Below are 15077 nucleotides of genomic sequence, written 5' to 3' on the forward strand. Positions count from 1 at the left end.
GGGTGAGCGGAACTTCTCGGTGGCGTGAATTCTTCGACGCCCAAGCAGCGACATATGATGAAAACCCATTCGCTCAGCACACCATCGCCGAAGTCGATTTCCTTCTGAGTCTCTACCCTGTGCAACCCGGAGCCACGATTCTCGACATCGGATGCGGAACAGGGCGCCACTCAATTGAACTGGCTAAACGGGGCTACAAAGTTACGGGAGTCGACTTCTCCCCAAACATGATTGAGCAAGCAACAGCCAAAGCACCAAACCTAGAGGTCGAGTTCATCGAGGCTGACGCCAGGGACCTCACCCTCGATAAAGTCTACGATCTCGCCATCTGCCTCTGCGAAGGTGGTCTCGGACTCATCGAACGCTCGGAGAACCCCTACGAACACGATCTCGCGATCTTCCGATCTGTGCATAACCACCTTCAACAAAACGCCCCTTTTGTCCTGAGTTGTCTCAATGGCTATTCGGCAATCCGTCAAATGAAAGATGAATTCACGGCGGACGGTCGGTTCAACCCTGCCACCATGGTCAGCAATTACACTGACGAATGGGCACTTCCGAGCGGCGTTCAGCAGTTAACCATTCATGAGCGACTTTTCATCGCTCCAGAGGTAACCCGAATGCTTGAACAGAGCGGATTTCAGGTTGACGCCGTTTACGGCGGAACGGCTGGCTATTGGGCCCGACGGCCCCTCAGCCTCGACGAAGTAGAGGCAATGTTCTGTTGTCGAAAGAAGTGACCCAAGGCACCTTCCGGTGGTTCTTTCCCTGGTTCCTTCTTGCTTGGTTAGTCACTTCTGCCCCCCTATTCCTATACCATTCGGTGCCGGGCGTGGACACTCCAAACCACCTCGCCCGGCTCCAAGTCCTGGCTACCCTTCACGAAAGACCCTTGCTCCAGGACTTCTACCGAATAAACTTTGTAGTTCTGCCGAACCTGGCGATAGACCTTCTAATCACGCCGGTCCTGATGCTCACCAAGATCAACGCCTTGATCTTGATGAAGATCTTCATCGCGAATATGATCGGTCTCATGGGCTTCGGATTCGCATGGGTCAACCGCGAGATGACCGGAAAGTGGTCCGCCTACGGCCTCTTCGGCTTGTGCTTCGCCTACTCCTACATCCTCGCTTTCGGCTTCATCAACTATCTGTTCGGCATCGCGTTGGGTCTGATCTGCTTCGCGCTGTGTCTGCGGCTAGACCCCAAACCGTTCGTGCAGAACGTCTTTCTCGCCATCGCGGCTCCACTGTTGGCAATCAACCACCTCATGGCTTTTGGGCTTTTCGCTCTGAGCTTCGTTGGGCACCGATTCTTCAAGCCCGACCACCGCTTCCAAGGTTGGCCAGGGCTCGGAGTTGGGACACTTGCGGTTCTGATTCTGATCAAGCTCTCGCCGGTTGCAGAGTTATCTCGCGTTTACTGGAGACCCTTCGGTGAGCATCTCTATCGTCTCGGTTCACCTCTCGTCTTTGGGATCGAATGGCGAGATGCTCTCTTTCAGGGCGTCTTATTCGCGCTGATCGGCTACGGAATCTATAAAGAGAGCTTTAAAGTCCCTGTCGAGGCGAAAGTGACCGGAATTCTATTCTTGGTCATCTCGCTATTTGCCCCTCACCAAGCATTTACCAGTGCATTCATATTCGCTCGAATTCCGGTCTGGCTCATCATGATCTACTTCGCCTCGGTCGAGCTTCCTCTTCGGCGATTGAGTGTAGTTCTTACAATTTTGACTCTAAGATCGCTGGATATCGGCTCACGGTTTCTAGGCATGAACGCCGAAATCGATCAACTCAAAGCTGACCTTCGTCAGATTCCCGAAGGCTCGCTCGTTTATCACTCGATTGCCCAAGGTGCCTGGCCGTTGGTGCCGAAGGGGTGGAATCCCTCTCTTCTCCACGCCGATTGCCTACTTCTTCTGGAAAAGGACGTGTACATTTCAAACTTATTCACGATCAAAGCGCAGCAACCGCTGCTGGATCAGCCCGGAATCGGTCGGCCCTGGCGAGATCACTACTTCCGAGTACCGTTTGATTCTGGGGTTCAAAGAGAGATCACTCTCTTAAGGGAAAGACTCAAGTCTCTGCCGAACGTAAATCTCCGAGTTCGCCCGGCCTACCTGCTTGTCCTCAAGAACGAATCCCAAGTTCCACCTGGGGTCCCGGAGTCACCGATCGTCGACCGGCCCCGCTACGCTCTTTACCGGCTTCAATAGCATGTGGTATTCTCTTTCCTCACTCTCGTGTGCGCGGGTGGTGAAATTGGTAGACACGCTACCTTGAGGTGGTAGTGCTCACAAGGCGTGAAGGTTCGAGTCCTTTCCCGCGCACCAAAGCTAATTTAGGTTCAAATTTCACAGATTGCTTCAGTTGGTTTTCCCGAAAAGCGCCTTCAAAAATTAGGTGACTCTCAAATCGACTCTCAATTCGGACCCTGTGCATTCAGAGCAGTTTCCTTGCGCATACGGGAGCTTCGAAAAAAAATGCTCTCCGAGAGCGGGAGAGCTTCGAGATGCCTATGCGAAAACCCGGTCTAGGGATTCCCGCAAGATGCTCTGTGCGGCAGTCAGTGGACGGGTGTAGTTCGCTTCGGTAACACCAGCTGAGGCGTGACCGATATGATCTTTGAGAGTCGTGGGAGACACCTCAAACATGAGCTTTTCGATGATGTTTATGTGAGTCAGCCTACAGTCATGTGGAGACATGTCATCAGGCAGACCACAATCGACTACGATTGATTTCCAAACTTCGTATACCTGCTTCTTCATGCGAGGCTCGTTGAGCGTCGCCTTTGGCCACAAGAAGGCTTCTGGGGGCATCTCACTGACATGTTCGAGGAGAATCGACTTCAAACGTTGGCACATGACCACATTTCTCGTTTTCTTACCCTTTGGTAGGCCGAGGCTTTGCTTTCCACCGAAAGCCACAAGAACGGCTTTGTCAACAACAATCAAATTGTCATCAAAACGAAGCTTTGATACCTGCATCGCCATCATCTCCCCAAGCCTCAATCCCCCTAGAAGAAGGATTCCTAGCAGAGCACGGCGCGATGGGTCTAGCGCTTGACAAGAAGTGGCCGCTCTAACCTGGTTCGGTGCGAGCGCAACAGCTTCTCTTGGTGCCGGTTGAGGGACTGACAGACGAAAGGGGTTGGCGGTGGTCATTGGAATTTTCCCGTATGGGACAATCGCTTGGTTAAAGGCTCGTACTAGATCGGCCCGCACCGAGATCACCAGCGTTTCTTTCGCCCCGTTTGCCCGGAGTTCCTTGTAAAATGCTCGCACCTTCATCGGATCGATTTTCGAAAGCGGAATGCTCCCAAAGTGCTTCGCTGTGTACTTCCTGAACCTACGTTTCCTTTGTTCGATTGTCACTGAAGCCAATGATTCTGGCCAATCATTCTCTGCTAGCCAAGAAAACCATTCTTCCAGGGTCAATTCGCGAGATTGCCGAGCGATCTCAATCTTTGTCCCCCTTTGAAGGGATCTAAGGAAGTCTTTACCTTCGGCTTTCGTCTTAAACACCCTAGAAAGGCGTTGCTTTTGTCCGGTAGCGGTTTCAATCGTGTATTGAACCCGCCACCGTCCTTGTTGTCTGCCTGTCAAGATTTCACGGCAAGAACCGTCGTTGTTATCAGCTCGTTTAGCCATGAACCCAACATCCCAACATGTCGCTCTTACATCAAATTGCATCGCAGCTATGCAATAACTTCTAATTGGCCGTGACTTGTGGCTAGCATCACGAACGAGTTTAGTTGTTCAGTTGTGATTCGTCGGCTACGACCTATTTTCACGAACTTGATGTCACCCTGATTCATCAACCGATAGATTTGGGCACGAGACAGGGATAACAACTTGGCTGCCTCCGCCACCGTGTATGCAAGTCTGGGCGAAGGAGTTGTTTCTTTCATCTGGAACCACCTCCCTCCGAGCCTTTGAGCCGTATCGATCTCACCGTCCTTTCGATGTGCTGGTACGGCACATTTGTGGTGTGCCAGTGGTGCCCGATCACATTACTCGTCGAGTTGATTTTTGTCTTCTCCTTCAAGTCTTCGAACTCAATCGCTCTCGCTCCGTACCTTGCCGCAATGAGGAGGGCTGCAAGTTCTGGGTTGGACTGGGCAATGACTGCCAGCGCTGGACCGAGTGCGGCTTCATCGTTCCGGGCCAAAATTTGAGTCTGTGCAGGCGCAATAGTTTGCGACTGAGCTGGAGGTGGTGGCGGACTAATTCGGTCCGAGATCGTCTGGAGTTGTTCTCTCAGACTTGTTGGGAGACTGTGTAGGTCGTTCATGGTTTTATCCTTTTGTGTTCGAGGTCAACTCCAACCGCCTACGGAAGTGGCTCCAAGTTCTTGAAACGTGGTCGTCAAGAACTCGAAGTCAGCACCTGTGGGATGTAGCTGACGAAGGTGACGAGCCCGGCCGGGGCCGGTGGTGACGGTCACAAGTCTGAAGTTCTCGAATGGATAGCACTCGGAGCAGTTGCTTCTCGTAGCGAGCATTTGGTAGCCGAGGAGCTTGGCTTTGTACTTCTCCGCCGAGACGTGGCCAAGGTCAACCTCGACGAACATCGGTAGCGAGGAGGTTAGGGCGAGTCCATCGGGACGGATTTCGTGCTTCCCAAGCTTGCGCCAAAGTTGCTGTTCAAATCGCCATTCGGATGCACCTTTGCTGATCAGCGCAAGACGGACATTGGTGACGCTAAGCGCATGCTGGATGAAACGTGGTGATGAAGTTCTGCTTTCGATCAGCGAGCCAACTTTGTAACCCGCGACTTCAGGAGCAATCCTCCCCGCCATGTAAAGGCTCTGTCCGTAAAACGGAGTTTCAAGACGGCGAAGGAGTCCAGATTGAACCAGTCCGCGAAGTCTCGTATTAGCCCGTGTTACTGAGCCGAAGTAGCCGAGCTGGATAATCTGGTCTCTGGAAAGAAGGTGACTAAGACCAACATCCTTAACGAGTTTCGTGTCGCGGGAAGTGAGCCTCACAGCCAGTCCCCCAGATCGCCGTCTTTCTTCGGCTTCTTTTGTTTTGGATCGTCTGAGTCTGGTTTGGGCGTTTCTTCCTCTTGGGGCGTATGCTCCTCAAACTCGGGAATTCGCTCGCTCAGATCGCTGAGAAAAAGATCTGCTTCCGGGCTCCGAACACCAACATCTTTGAAAAGTGGTTCGTTGATCTGAACGATGAAAGGCTTCTCCGAGCGGCGCGAAAGAATTGCCTCACCGACTGGAAGTGTGGCGATATCGAATGCTTTCGCGTCTCCCGTAAGGTCTTTGCTAAGAACCGCCCCATCCTCGCGCCCCGAGCGAAACACAACCTTGACACCGACGTTGTTGAGGATCATGGAGCGGACTCTCGTGTTAAGCTGAGCGAGTGTCTGGTGAGCCAAAACTAGAGACAGACCGAATCTGCGGCCTTCAGCCAAAATATCTTCAAAGATGTCAGTCCCGAAATGTTCAAACTCGTCGATGTAGAGACGCACCGGATTTCGCTTGCTTTCAGGGATGCCGATTCGAGAGAAGATTTCCCGGCAGACGCTACTGAGCAGGAGGGACCCCATCATCTTTCCGGCTCCATGAAGCTCGTCAACTGCCAGCGAAACCAGAGTGATGCTGCCGGGAGTGTTCAGATGCTTGCCAAGGTCTAGCGGAGCCTGATGACCGAGAGTTCTGCGCAGAGATTCGGTCGCGAACAGAAGGCTCACTTTGTTGAGAACTGGTGTCGCTAGGGAGTTTTGCTTGTCGTCCGAGAGCTGTCCGTATCTGACCCAGAAATCTCTTACCGACTCAGTCGAGCAACGAGAAGCTAGGGAATTTCTGAACCCACGGTCGTAGAAAATGCGCTCTAGCTTCGTGAGTGGCTCAGCAGATTCAGCCAGGAGCATCACTGCGTTGCGTAGAGTCTCCGCTAGTTGCACCCCCCACGACTCGGATTCTTCGGCGATAACCTCTAAAACGCCGAGTGCCCTGAAGTACGCTTCACCGGCGCCGAACAACGGGTTAAAGCCCAGCGGCTTTTGCTTTTCCCTAAGGTCGAACAGTGCAACTTCATGTGGGTGAACATACTCACATGCAAGTTCAAGAGCCGCATTGACAAGATCTCCCCTCATATCGATAATGACAAATGACTGCCTCAGAAGGATGTCTTGCGCGATGAGATGGTGGAGGAAATTGGTCTTTCCGCTTCCTGTGGCTCCTATGACGAGCGCGTGGGTTTTGAGTTGTTGCGGTGGAAGCTGAATCAGGTCATCAATCCATACGTCCGACAACTTGGACCTTTCTTTGCGAACCCCAATCCAGTGGTTTGGAATGCGCTTCGGCTGTTCGCCGGTTTCCTCTGCTGTCCTCGTTCGACTCATATAGAGGATCATTTACTAATGGCAAAAACTCACGTGACGGGCGAGCTAGATTATTTAGTCCGGACTAAACTTCCTGAAAATCCAAACTCCTTCGAGTACGTGCTCAGAGAAGCGTTCTTGCTGGAACATCAGTGCACCAAAGGTGCAGAGATTGCCAAAGTTCTTGGGATTACGCCGGGGCGTTTCTCACAAATCCTCTCCTCACCGTCCACGCTGAAACCGGAGACAATACAGCATCTGCTTGTGCGCCTTTCAGGTCGCCAGACTCGCAAACGGCTTATTGCCGCTTGGACAGCGGAGTGCTTTGGCGAATCGATGGGGAACTCATTGTTTACCGGCAAGACGGTCTCATCAAAGACGTTGAGGCGCGTGGATAGGCAGATCAGGGAGTCAAGGCTTGTCACGGCCGCACTGACGGCTCAAGAAGCCGCCGTGAAATCGACCGATTGGGATTTACGTCAGCAGTTCTTAGACAGGGCGTTCTACGCAAGGCGTCATCTTAACGAGCCGGGACGCGCCATGAGTATTGCAAGGATCATCGCGGCTGATGCCAAGGAGCAAGGCTCTAAAGCCAGACTGGCGACGGCGCATTTTTACAAGGCAAAGACCCTGATGATGAATCCGCTCTGCAAGCCAGAGTCCTTCCACCGATGTATCGGTGAAGCGGTTCGATTGCTGTCCATGTACAAGAATGAGGCCGATCGTTTGCTGAAGTGCGCGCTCATCGAGGCGGATTCAGTGCGGAGATTAGAACTCAATGCCACTCTCACGTTCATGGAGAGGGGCCTTGATCCTATCGACAAAGAATTCCTCGAAACGGAACGTGCCTCCGCCCAAGGTAGGGCGAAATCGGCAAAGACGTATCAGTCAAAGTTCAACAACCTCTTCACTGCCGCACGAATCTCAGTTTTGCTTGGAGAGACTTTTCAAGCAGCTGAATTGCTGGAATCGGCATTTGGTTCGGGAGAGTTCAAGAATCTCCACGCCCAGGAGCAGTGCGGAGTGATCCACTCCATGATTTTGGAGCAGACAGAAAGTCCAGCAGAGGTCTCGGAACATCTTGTCAAAGCCATTCTCCTTTGCGAAAAGTCGTGCGACTACTATCACAAAGCGATGCTTGAGACCCGGCTTGCCGAAGTCGAGTCGGCACGGTTTTAGGGCGGCCAGAAGGTAGGTCAGGACCCCGACCAACCCTGATCTACCAATTTGAACCTAAAGTCCCGCATTTCTAACCTAACCCTCCTCTTTCTAAGAGTCGCATTCCTTCTTCGATTCATCCTCCTCGCTCCCGTTCCCGCTCCTCGTCTTCATCTCAGAACTCATGCGCCACTTAGCAAGACTCGGCGGGCACCGGGGCGAAGACCAGTTCAATGTTTAAGAGAACAAAGTCATTTAAGAATCTTTTAAGATTTGAACTGACGACGAACACGCGTGGATTTGCTTTCCACTGCAAGTGAATCCTCGTCTGCGTTCAAGAACTCGGTGAGCATTTCGGAAGAATCCAGTTCAAGAATCTTGCAGACGGCAACGAATTCCAAAACTCTCATTTGCCGTTCCCCTCTTTCGATTTTCGAGACGAAACTCTGCGGCATTCCAAGTTTCTGAGCGAGTTCATCTTGCGAGAATCCGGCGGCGATTCGTTTTTTGCACATAAACGATCCGAGTTTTGCGTTCTCAGCGACCGAGATTCCGGGGAACTTTGCACACACGTGCGTACATTGGGAATGACAAATCAACCCATATTGGGTTTATAATAAGAAAAAACCGATTACAGGTTTTTTTGTGACTCTCATGGTGACTTCCTCTATTTCTCGAATTGTCTGCTTTTTCCTTCTCAGCGCATCGCTTCTCGCCTGCGGTGGAGCGGGAGGAGTTGGCGCAAACGGTCCATCGGTTTCGCTCTCAGCGTCCAAACTCTCCATCGCTTATGGTCAGCCAGTGACGATTAGTTGGAGTTCTAAAAAGATTTCGTCAATCGAATCTTCCAACTTCAGAGTAGGCTCGGCCAGTGTCGATGGCTCCATCACCGACACGCCCGGCTCGACCACGACCTACTCCATCACCGGATACGGGGAAGATGGGAACAGATACACGGGTTCGGTAACTGTTAGCGTTGCCAAAGGCTCCAAATCGATTCTCGTCGTAGGCGATGTCGCGCAATCCGGGGTCAACCAGATCATCGAGCAAATCCAGGCCGTTTCAAGTGCTACAGTCCAGGTCTTAGCAACCGTCCCTGCGACAATCTCATCCGACGTAGTCGTTTTGCTCTCAGATTCAAATGTGACTTCTTCGGATGTGAACAAGATCAAGAGTCAACTGAGCCGAGGAGGTGGAGTCGTCCTCGTTGGCAACTCAAGTAGGCTTCTCGCTACCGGAAGTGCTTCAAATACAGACGTCAGTCCCATCGGCAGTTTTTGCGCTGGCGTAACGGAATGCGTTGGTGATGACCTGAATTCGTCATCCCTTCTGATCAGTCCTGTGAGTTTCCCATACGGCGCTACTGTCTTGGACAGAGAAGTGAGAGGCTACAGCATGAGTCCCATCAGTGCAACGGCGACACCGCTGACTCAAGTTAGCCCCTGGCAGTCAGGTGGCTACTCAGGCTTCCTGTATTCGCCTTCTACAGGCGGGAGGGTCGCATACGCTGGCAGTGCTCCCGCAGATAATTCTGAATCAAGCGCGGCGATGAGAGCCATTTTCCTTTCCGAAGTGCGATGGGCATCAGGCGAGTAACATGAGGCCAGTGAACAACTTCGGATTTGCACTGTCCACTCTGTTTCTCGCAATCTGCTCGGCGCAGGCACAGTCCGGCGGTCTGACGACCAGCCCAGATCCGTTCGTGGCCAATTTTATCCGCCAGCGCGGAATCAAGGGCGCATCCCTAACTGTTTGGAACCGCCAGGGAACGATCATCTACTCGAAGGGCTTCGGCACGACGGGAACTGGTCCATTCACGCCAGACACCGTTTGTAGGGTAGCCAGTATCTCGAAAATTTTCACCTCGGTTGGGATCATGCAAGCGGTCAAGGAAGGCAAGATCAATCTGGATGCTCCGATCAATACCTACCTGAAGTATCCAAAGCTCGGAGATCCACGGCTGGCAAAAGTGACCACCCGCCTGATGCTACAGCATCTCTCTGGGATGGAAAGCAAGTCAACTCCGATTGTCTCGCCAAGTCAGGTTAGCGACAAGCTCCCACTCACTCCACAAGCTATTACCGATTGGGCAATGACCAAGAAGCAGCTTGACCGGGAGCCGAATACTGCTTACGGCTACTCCAACACGGCGTACACGGTACTTGGTGTGATCCTAGAGAAGGCAACCGGAGTTGATTACGAGACCTACGTTAAGCGGCTGATCTCGCCCATGGGAGTTTCCAAATCCAGAATCGGAAACACTCTCAAGAGTGGGACGGATGAGACAACGTACTACGATCTCGGGAACCGAACGAACCACTCCAGTTTTCAGTTCGGCAGCTCCGTTCCCTCCGGCTCAATGCCGTTCCCGTATGGAGGAGCCTTTGTGCTTGAATCCATGCCCGGTGGGGGTGGTTGGGCTTCTACGAGCAACGACCTTGCAAAGCTAATGATTGGGACGTTCGGCTCCTACCGGTTCTTTGATCAGAATCTTCAAGCTCAAATGATCGCAAGACCCCCTGCAATTAGCGACAGCTACTATACAGGTTTGGGTTGGAATCGTTCTTTAGCTGGAACGTTCCGGACCGGAAGTCTTGAGTGTAGTAGCGCGTGTATGATTTGGCTCAAGAACGGCTATGGCTACGCCTATGTCCAAAACACCTGCACTCAGAACGACAAACAGGAGTTCGGCGCTGGAAAGTTTCTCGATGACTTCACGGTGTGGATGGGTCAGAACACTAGGTAGGTTTGAGACAATAGTTCCCGCCCTCCCGCCCTGTCTTTGTGAAGTTTTTGTTTGCGACCTTCGGTAGCGAAAACCCCGGGATGATGCCCGGGGTTACTTTGTTAGGAAGCCGAGTTGTGGATATCTGAGCCGCCTGCCGTTGTTCTTTTATTCTTTTCTTTGTATTGTTGCAGTTCGCTTTTCGAAAAGGTTTTGACGGCTTTTGGTGGTGAGATTTGCCTGAATGCAACGAAGGTGTGGATAAGTCCCTTTTGCTTCAGAGCCGTAATCGCCTTGCTGAGCGCTTCGGTTTGGCGGCCAGTTCGCTCATTCAGGGATTGGTAGGATAGTGTCACCCAACGGCCCTCCTTGTTCCATCCGGTCGTCTGTCTCAGCAGGATGAGGAGCATTCTCAGTTCGGTGTCCTTGAGTTTCGGTAAGAGCTGGTCTATCAGTACGTTGGGGATCTTTGTCCATGCTGAGTTGGTTGGTGGCAAAAGCAGCTTTATTCTTGGCATAGTAATACTCTTTAGGGGGTGAATAGTCGTGGCGGATTGCATCTACGATGAATGCTTCTGGACGCTTGGCCTTGCGGAAAGGCATGAAGCTGAGTTGTCGCTTGATGCGCTCATGCGGAAAGCTAAGGAGTTCAACAACGCCAGCGTGGCTGACGCCAAGCTTCATAAGTTCAACCGCAATCTGAACTGCAGGGTCTTCTTTAGAGTGAGTCATTTCGAATTGAAGTTAGGAATGAGATGATGCGAAGTGAGGCCGCTTTGAGTCCAGTGAAGTAGGCATAGTCCACTTCACCACTTGGTCGAATTCCCAAGCTGTACTTTGCAAGTAGCCGGGCCAGTCTCTGACCGTCTACGACCTTGATCCGAGCTCTGGAATACTTCGGAAGTTCTTCACCAGCTGAATCACAAAGGCCGAACGGTGAGACGATAATGCCAAGGTCCGCTTTAGATCGATCCACTTCACCAACTAGTTCGCTTAAGTGCCGGATGCGAACGGTGTCGCGGACCACCTTGATGATGACTGTCTCTAGTCCGAATCCGGTCCCCTTGCGGCAGACGAGGTCGTAACCTCCATACCGAGATTTCTGCTTTGACTTGCGACGGTGCATGATTTCAATATCTCCAAACCCTTCCCGGCTGAGGGTCATTTGGAGCAGCATCTCAATCTCATGTAGTGAGCAAGTCTGGAGCATTTGAACAAGAGCATCTAGCTTCATCTCGCTCCTTTCTTCGATTCGTATCCCCTCGGATACCGGGAGGTAACCCAGGTTCCGGCAGGCAAACCTTTGAACTCATCTTTGACGTTTCCAAACTCGTCAATCGCCCGCTCTGGCAGGCATCCGGTACAACCGACCAAGTCACAGACAAACCGAGTAGCGAACCTACCGGCTTCTGCTACAAGCTCACGGGGGTCTATTCGCCTGCCAAGCTGCTGCTCAAGAGCAGTGGTTATCTTGGCGACGAGCCGGAAGGATGGATTCATTTTCCCGTTAATCAGCCGGGAGACTGAGGACGCGCTAACCCGGGCGTCCTTTGCGAGTCTAGTGACGCCGTTAAAGGCGTACCGATCTAGATGAGCCATCACGTCGGAAATCCGGTTGATGGTCGGTCCGAAGACCTGTTTAGGGGTTTCTTTTACCATGCACTCATTAAAAAATGAGAGGCATGAAACCATCATGAAATGTTGCAAACACGCAACCGTTGCACGGATGCAACAAAAAACGGAGCTGTCCTTGCGGCTCCGCTAGCATGGCGACATGTGGCTTCCAACTCCTACCGCTGAACATGCCGAATCCTTTAGGGCTTTAGTCAAGTCCGAATTTGGGTTAGAGTTGAGTTCAGACGAGGCGCTGGACGCTGCCACCCGCCTATTACATATCCATTTCATCCTCACCTATGCGTATCGCCCTTTACGCCCGAAAGTCCACGGAGCAAGAAGACAGGCAGATTCAAAGCCTTGACGACCAGCTTCGAGAACTAGGCAAACTCGCCGAGCGAGAGAATCTGCAGATCGTGGAGACATTCGTTGAGTCCAGGTCGGCCAAAACTCCAGGCGGACGCCCTGAATTTGAAAGGCTTGTGCAAGGAATCGAAGAGGAGCGATTTGAAGGAGTCCTTTGTTGGTCAATGGACAGACTTTCAAGGAATCCCGTTGATGGGGGCCGAATCGCGTACGTGCTACAAACGGGCAAGCTCTCGTTGATCCGAACTGTCGAGAGAACGTACCGACCAGAGGACAACGCACTTTTGTTATCTATCGAGAACGGAATGGCGACTGCTTACCTGCAAGACCTGAGTAGAAACGTTAAAAGAGGGATTCGAGGAAGAGTTGAGCGAGGCTGGTGCACGAGCAAGGCTCCAATTGGATACAAGAACAATCCCGAAACGAGAGAGGTTGACAACGATCCTGCCCGGTTCGACATCGTTCTCGGGGGTTGGAAGATGCTTCTGACGGGTGAGTGCTCTGTTTCAGCGGTGCATAGACACTTCATAGCGAAACGGCTAACGGTCCCATCGCGACGTGGCTCCGTAAAGCTGATCTCTCGCGCTGGGGTTCATTCTCTATTTAAGAATCCCTTTTACAGTGGACGTTTGCTTGTCCGAGGAGCCGTCTATCAAGGGAAACACTCCGCGATGGTTTCGGAAGAAGAGTTCAACCGGGTTCGTGAGATTGTTTCACGAAAGTCAAAGCCGATTAAACCGATTGCTGGCTCATTTGCCTTCAAGGACGTGTTTAGATGCGAGCAGTGTGGGTGTGCATGTGTCGGCGAGCGCAGAACCAAAACCTATCCCCGAACTGGCCGAACCGTTGAATATGTCTACTATCACTGCTCGGGTTCTAAAGGTTGCCCGAAGACTGCGGTGCGACAAGATGCCCTTGAGAAGCCATTCCAGGAGTTGGCTGAAGCTTTAGCAATCCCACGCTCATTTGCTTCCTGGTTAGAGGGTGCGACGGTAGAGGCTCTTGAAAGACGAGCGGCAGGTGACCTTGGCCCCGTCGCGGATGCCGAGTCCGAGATAGCGTCAGAAAGAGCAAGGCTGAAAGCACTTACGGAAATGCGACTCAACGGAGAACTGCCCATGAGCGAATACTTAGAGTACCGGTCAGAAATTGAGAAGAGAATTGTGCTGCTAGAGGAATCTAGGTTCAGCTTCACTAGGTCGGCCACGAGAGTTCATCAACGAGTGAAGGAACTTCTGAAGTGCGCCGCCGATGCTGGAGAACTCGCGGGCGGCTACGGTGATCCGTTCGCCCTCGGCGCGTTTGCAAGACGATGCGGATCCCATTTTCTCAATCTGGGCCAACCTGAGATTAGGCTTGATCCAGTTCTACAAAAAATCACCACCTTCGAACCACTCAGAAACGGCTCTGAGAGGCCAAAAGGTGGTGACTATGTGCCTTCAAATTCAATTTGGTGGAGCTTGGTGGACGATATTCTCAATCTGGCGAGAATTGCAGACATGCAAGAGTTTGCGTCTTTCGTGCAATTGAAGAAGGAGAGCGTGTTGCGTAAACTTGCCACTTCGCTGCACCGACCTCATGGTGCGTTGACTAAAGTGTCGGGAGGCTCGCTAGAGAGAAAAGAATTTGGGTTGTGAATCGTCCGCCGATTGACAACATCTTTTTAAATAAGCTCTGGAAGTCAAAGCTGTGTACCGTTTATGCAGAGCGGGTCCAAAACAGAGGTCAGGCGACACGAAACATTGTCACCAATCCGCTTCCAGCCGGAACTACGCGATCACATTATTGCGGCTAGCTGAAACACACTCTCGAAAGAAACTTCCTCCAACTGAGTTCTGGACGCATAATAATCTCGCCAATCATCGCAAGACTGCTTTCCGAGCAAAGTCATAAAGGCCATTCCTTGAATTTCACCCTCACTGAATCTGAAACCGAGAGAATTTTGAGGTTCACACGGGTCGCTGATAAGTACACGCTGTAGAACGAGCCCTGGTTCAGCTACTACAGTTACAAGTACTCCAGAATTGTTAGCTTCGATCAATTGTCGGATCAATTCAGACTCCTCACCCTGAATTCGGGTTTCCAAGAAGTCCCAAAAGAAGCTCCACCACCTCACACAACTGGACCTGTCCTTGAACATGAGCTTTATACTCAGGGAACCAGTCTGCAAATCGTTAGACCTGGGGAGTAAGCCGATTCGGGTGGCAACTTGCTCGAGAATCATCAAACCTCGAGGATCATGAAATATGCCCTTCGGAAGAACTGCGACAATCTGGTTAGAGTTAAGAACTGCTCGCTTTAGGGCGACAAAGTCTCGGTCTGTACACGCCAGGCTCAACTCATGCACCTTGGAATCAATCGCAAGAATGGTCTCACATGCATCTATCAGCTCGGCTCGAATCGCTGGATACTCGGTTAAGAGGCGAGCCTCTATATAACGTAAAATTGCTCTAGCTACTTCGGGGCTGCACTTCCTTTTTCCACTCAGTATCTCGCTCATCGCGGAGACCATACTCTTTGGACTTGCATATCCGGTCGGAGCAAACTGGTAAACGTATTCTGATAGCTCTGCAAGCGATGAAACTACCTTCTCGCCTGATGATAGTCGGAACTTTGAGATTGATGTGTTTTCGGCAGAAACAGTCATGAACGAACCCCTAGTTCTACCATGAATGCTTCAAGGTAGTCAATGAATTTCGAAAGTTTGTTCCAGTCGTGAATTTTTTTTAGATATTGTTCGACCCGTGAAATTTCCTTGTGAAAACTGGCAAAATTGCGATATAATGGAGGGTGAAATAGGAAAAGAGCCCTTCACGAGGAAGAGCCCTGGAGTTACTGTCCCAATGTTTGAAGCAGGGAACAGGCAGCACTAGGCGG

The 15077-nt window shown here is 51.7% G+C and carries 16 protein-coding genes and 1 tRNA gene; 7 read left to right on the forward strand and 10 right to left on the reverse strand.

What is annotated here, in order from left to right:
* Positions 1–2 precede the first annotated feature (2 nt).
* The 3 genes from WCK51_01445 (at position 3) to WCK51_01455 (ending at position 2332) form a co-directional block, all read left to right on the forward strand.
* On the forward strand, positions 3–740 hold the full coding sequence (locus WCK51_01445; GenBank protein MEI7575528.1) for a methyltransferase domain-containing protein: 738 nt from the start codon (positions 3–5) through the stop codon (positions 738–740).
* A 92-nt stretch (positions 741–832) separates the two neighbouring features.
* Entirely contained in the window at positions 833–2215 is a 1383-nt protein-coding gene (locus WCK51_01450; protein ID MEI7575529.1) for a hypothetical protein, read from the forward strand.
* Positions 2216–2246: 31 nt separating this feature from the next.
* Positions 2247–2332 (forward strand) — tRNA-Leu (locus tag WCK51_01455).
* A 183-nt stretch (positions 2333–2515) separates the two neighbouring features.
* Here WCK51_01455 and WCK51_01460 read toward each other — a convergent pair.
* The 5 genes from WCK51_01460 to WCK51_01480 form a co-directional block, all read right to left on the reverse strand.
* Positions 2516–3691 carry a tyrosine-type recombinase/integrase gene (locus tag WCK51_01460; protein ID MEI7575530.1) on the reverse strand — a complete coding sequence of 392 codons (1176 nt, stop codon included), beginning with the start codon at positions 3689–3691 and terminating at the stop codon, positions 2516–2518.
* A 5-nt stretch (positions 3692–3696) separates the two neighbouring features.
* Positions 3697–3909 (reverse strand): helix-turn-helix domain-containing protein, encoded by a 213-nt coding sequence (locus WCK51_01465; GenBank protein ID MEI7575531.1) that lies wholly within the window; start codon positions 3907–3909, stop codon positions 3697–3699.
* The gene (locus WCK51_01470; GenBank protein MEI7575532.1) at positions 3906–4169 is read right to left on the reverse strand and encodes a hypothetical protein; all 264 of its coding nucleotides are present in this window, start codon (positions 4167–4169) and stop codon (positions 3906–3908) included. The genes WCK51_01465 and WCK51_01470 overlap by 4 nt, the downstream gene beginning before the upstream one ends.
* Before the next feature lie 147 nt (positions 4170–4316).
* Complete coding sequence (locus tag WCK51_01475) at positions 4317–4988, reverse strand: replication-relaxation family protein (protein ID MEI7575533.1); 672 nt, start codon at positions 4986–4988, stop codon at positions 4317–4319.
* A complete protein-coding gene (locus WCK51_01480; protein MEI7575534.1) occupies positions 4985–6358 on the reverse strand; it encodes a type IV secretion system DNA-binding domain-containing protein in 1374 nt (457 codons plus the stop codon). The genes WCK51_01475 and WCK51_01480 overlap by 4 nt, the downstream gene beginning before the upstream one ends.
* An 18-nt stretch (positions 6359–6376) precedes the next feature.
* On the opposite strand from WCK51_01480, the gene WCK51_01485 reads away from it, so the two are divergent.
* Positions 6377–7516 (forward strand): hypothetical protein, encoded by a 1140-nt coding sequence (locus WCK51_01485; GenBank protein MEI7575535.1) that lies wholly within the window; start codon positions 6377–6379, stop codon positions 7514–7516.
* A gap of 245 nt (positions 7517–7761) precedes the next feature.
* On the opposite strand, the gene WCK51_01490 is transcribed toward WCK51_01485, so the two are convergent.
* Positions 7762–8010, reverse strand: coding sequence for a helix-turn-helix transcriptional regulator (locus tag WCK51_01490; protein ID MEI7575536.1), 249 nt, complete (start codon positions 8008–8010; stop codon positions 7762–7764).
* Between the two features lie 139 nt (positions 8011–8149).
* On the opposite strand from WCK51_01490, the gene WCK51_01495 reads away from it, so the two are divergent.
* Together WCK51_01495 and WCK51_01500 are read left to right on the forward strand one after the other, a co-directional pair.
* Positions 8150–9091: a hypothetical protein gene (locus WCK51_01495; protein ID MEI7575537.1), complete on the forward strand. Its 942-nt coding sequence runs from the start codon at positions 8150–8152 to the stop codon at positions 9089–9091.
* A 10-nt stretch (positions 9092–9101) separates the two neighbouring features.
* Positions 9102–10241 carry a serine hydrolase gene (locus tag WCK51_01500; protein ID MEI7575538.1) on the forward strand — a complete coding sequence of 380 codons (1140 nt, stop codon included), beginning with the start codon at positions 9102–9104 and terminating at the stop codon, positions 10239–10241.
* A 306-nt stretch (positions 10242–10547) separates the two neighbouring features.
* On the opposite strand, the gene WCK51_01505 is transcribed toward WCK51_01500, so the two are convergent.
* From WCK51_01505 to WCK51_01515, 3 genes are read right to left on the reverse strand one after another with little or no spacing between them, the layout of a single operon-like run.
* The gene (locus tag WCK51_01505; protein ID MEI7575539.1) at positions 10548–10952 is read right to left on the reverse strand and encodes a hypothetical protein; all 405 of its coding nucleotides are present in this window, start codon (positions 10950–10952) and stop codon (positions 10548–10550) included.
* Positions 10939–11454 (reverse strand): restriction endonuclease, encoded by a 516-nt coding sequence (locus WCK51_01510; GenBank protein ID MEI7575540.1) that lies wholly within the window; start codon positions 11452–11454, stop codon positions 10939–10941. The genes WCK51_01505 and WCK51_01510 overlap by 14 nt, the downstream gene beginning before the upstream one ends.
* Complete coding sequence (locus WCK51_01515; GenBank protein ID MEI7575541.1) at positions 11451–11879, reverse strand: helix-turn-helix transcriptional regulator; 429 nt, start codon at positions 11877–11879, stop codon at positions 11451–11453. Before WCK51_01515 ends, WCK51_01510 begins: the two co-directional genes overlap by 4 nt.
* A 254-nt stretch (positions 11880–12133) precedes the next feature.
* On the opposite strand from WCK51_01515, the gene WCK51_01520 reads away from it, so the two are divergent.
* On the forward strand, positions 12134–13837 hold the full coding sequence (locus WCK51_01520) for a recombinase family protein (GenBank protein ID MEI7575542.1): 1704 nt from the start codon (positions 12134–12136) through the stop codon (positions 13835–13837).
* A 140-nt stretch (positions 13838–13977) separates the two neighbouring features.
* Here the strand turns inward: WCK51_01520 and WCK51_01525 are convergent, their stop codons facing one another.
* Positions 13978–14847: a hypothetical protein gene (locus tag WCK51_01525; GenBank protein ID MEI7575543.1), complete on the reverse strand. Its 870-nt coding sequence runs from the start codon at positions 14845–14847 to the stop codon at positions 13978–13980.
* Positions 14848–15077 lie beyond the last annotated feature (230 nt).

This window comes from Armatimonadota bacterium, assembly GCA_037138755.1.
In the GTDB taxonomy this organism is placed as follows: domain Bacteria; phylum Armatimonadota; class Fimbriimonadia; order Fimbriimonadales; family Fimbriimonadaceae; genus Fimbriimonas.

What these genes read in the sequence shown, in the direction of transcription:
- WCK51_01460 (MEI7575530.1), bottom strand. Translation starts at nt 3,691, where the DNA reads ATGCAATTTGATGTAAGAGCGACATGTTGGGATGTTGGGTTCATGGCT.
- WCK51_01465 (MEI7575531.1), bottom strand. Translation starts at nt 3,909, where the DNA reads ATGAAAGAAACAACTCCTTCGCCCAGACTTGCATACACGGTGGCGGAG.
- WCK51_01480 (MEI7575534.1), bottom strand. Translation starts at nt 6,358, where the DNA reads ATGAGTCGAACGAGGACAGCAGAGGAAACCGGCGAACAGCCGAAGCGC.
- WCK51_01485 (MEI7575535.1), top strand. Translation starts at nt 6,377, where the DNA reads ATGGCAAAAACTCACGTGACGGGCGAGCTAGATTATTTAGTCCGGACT.
- WCK51_01490 (MEI7575536.1), bottom strand. Translation starts at nt 8,010, where the DNA reads ATGTGCAAAAAACGAATCGCCGCCGGATTCTCGCAAGATGAACTCGCT.
- WCK51_01495 (MEI7575537.1), top strand. Translation starts at nt 8,150, where the DNA reads ATGGTGACTTCCTCTATTTCTCGAATTGTCTGCTTTTTCCTTCTCAGC.
- WCK51_01505 (MEI7575539.1), bottom strand. Translation starts at nt 10,952, where the DNA reads ATGACTCACTCTAAAGAAGACCCTGCAGTTCAGATTGCGGTTGAACTT.
- WCK51_01510 (MEI7575540.1), bottom strand. Translation starts at nt 11,454, where the DNA reads ATGAAGCTAGATGCTCTTGTTCAAATGCTCCAGACTTGCTCACTACAT.
- WCK51_01515 (MEI7575541.1), bottom strand. Translation starts at nt 11,879, where the DNA reads ATGGTAAAAGAAACCCCTAAACAGGTCTTCGGACCGACCATCAACCGG.
- WCK51_01520 (MEI7575542.1), top strand. Translation starts at nt 12,134, where the DNA reads ATGCGTATCGCCCTTTACGCCCGAAAGTCCACGGAGCAAGAAGACAGG.
- WCK51_01525 (MEI7575543.1), bottom strand. Translation starts at nt 14,847, where the DNA reads ATGACTGTTTCTGCCGAAAACACATCAATCTCAAAGTTCCGACTATCA.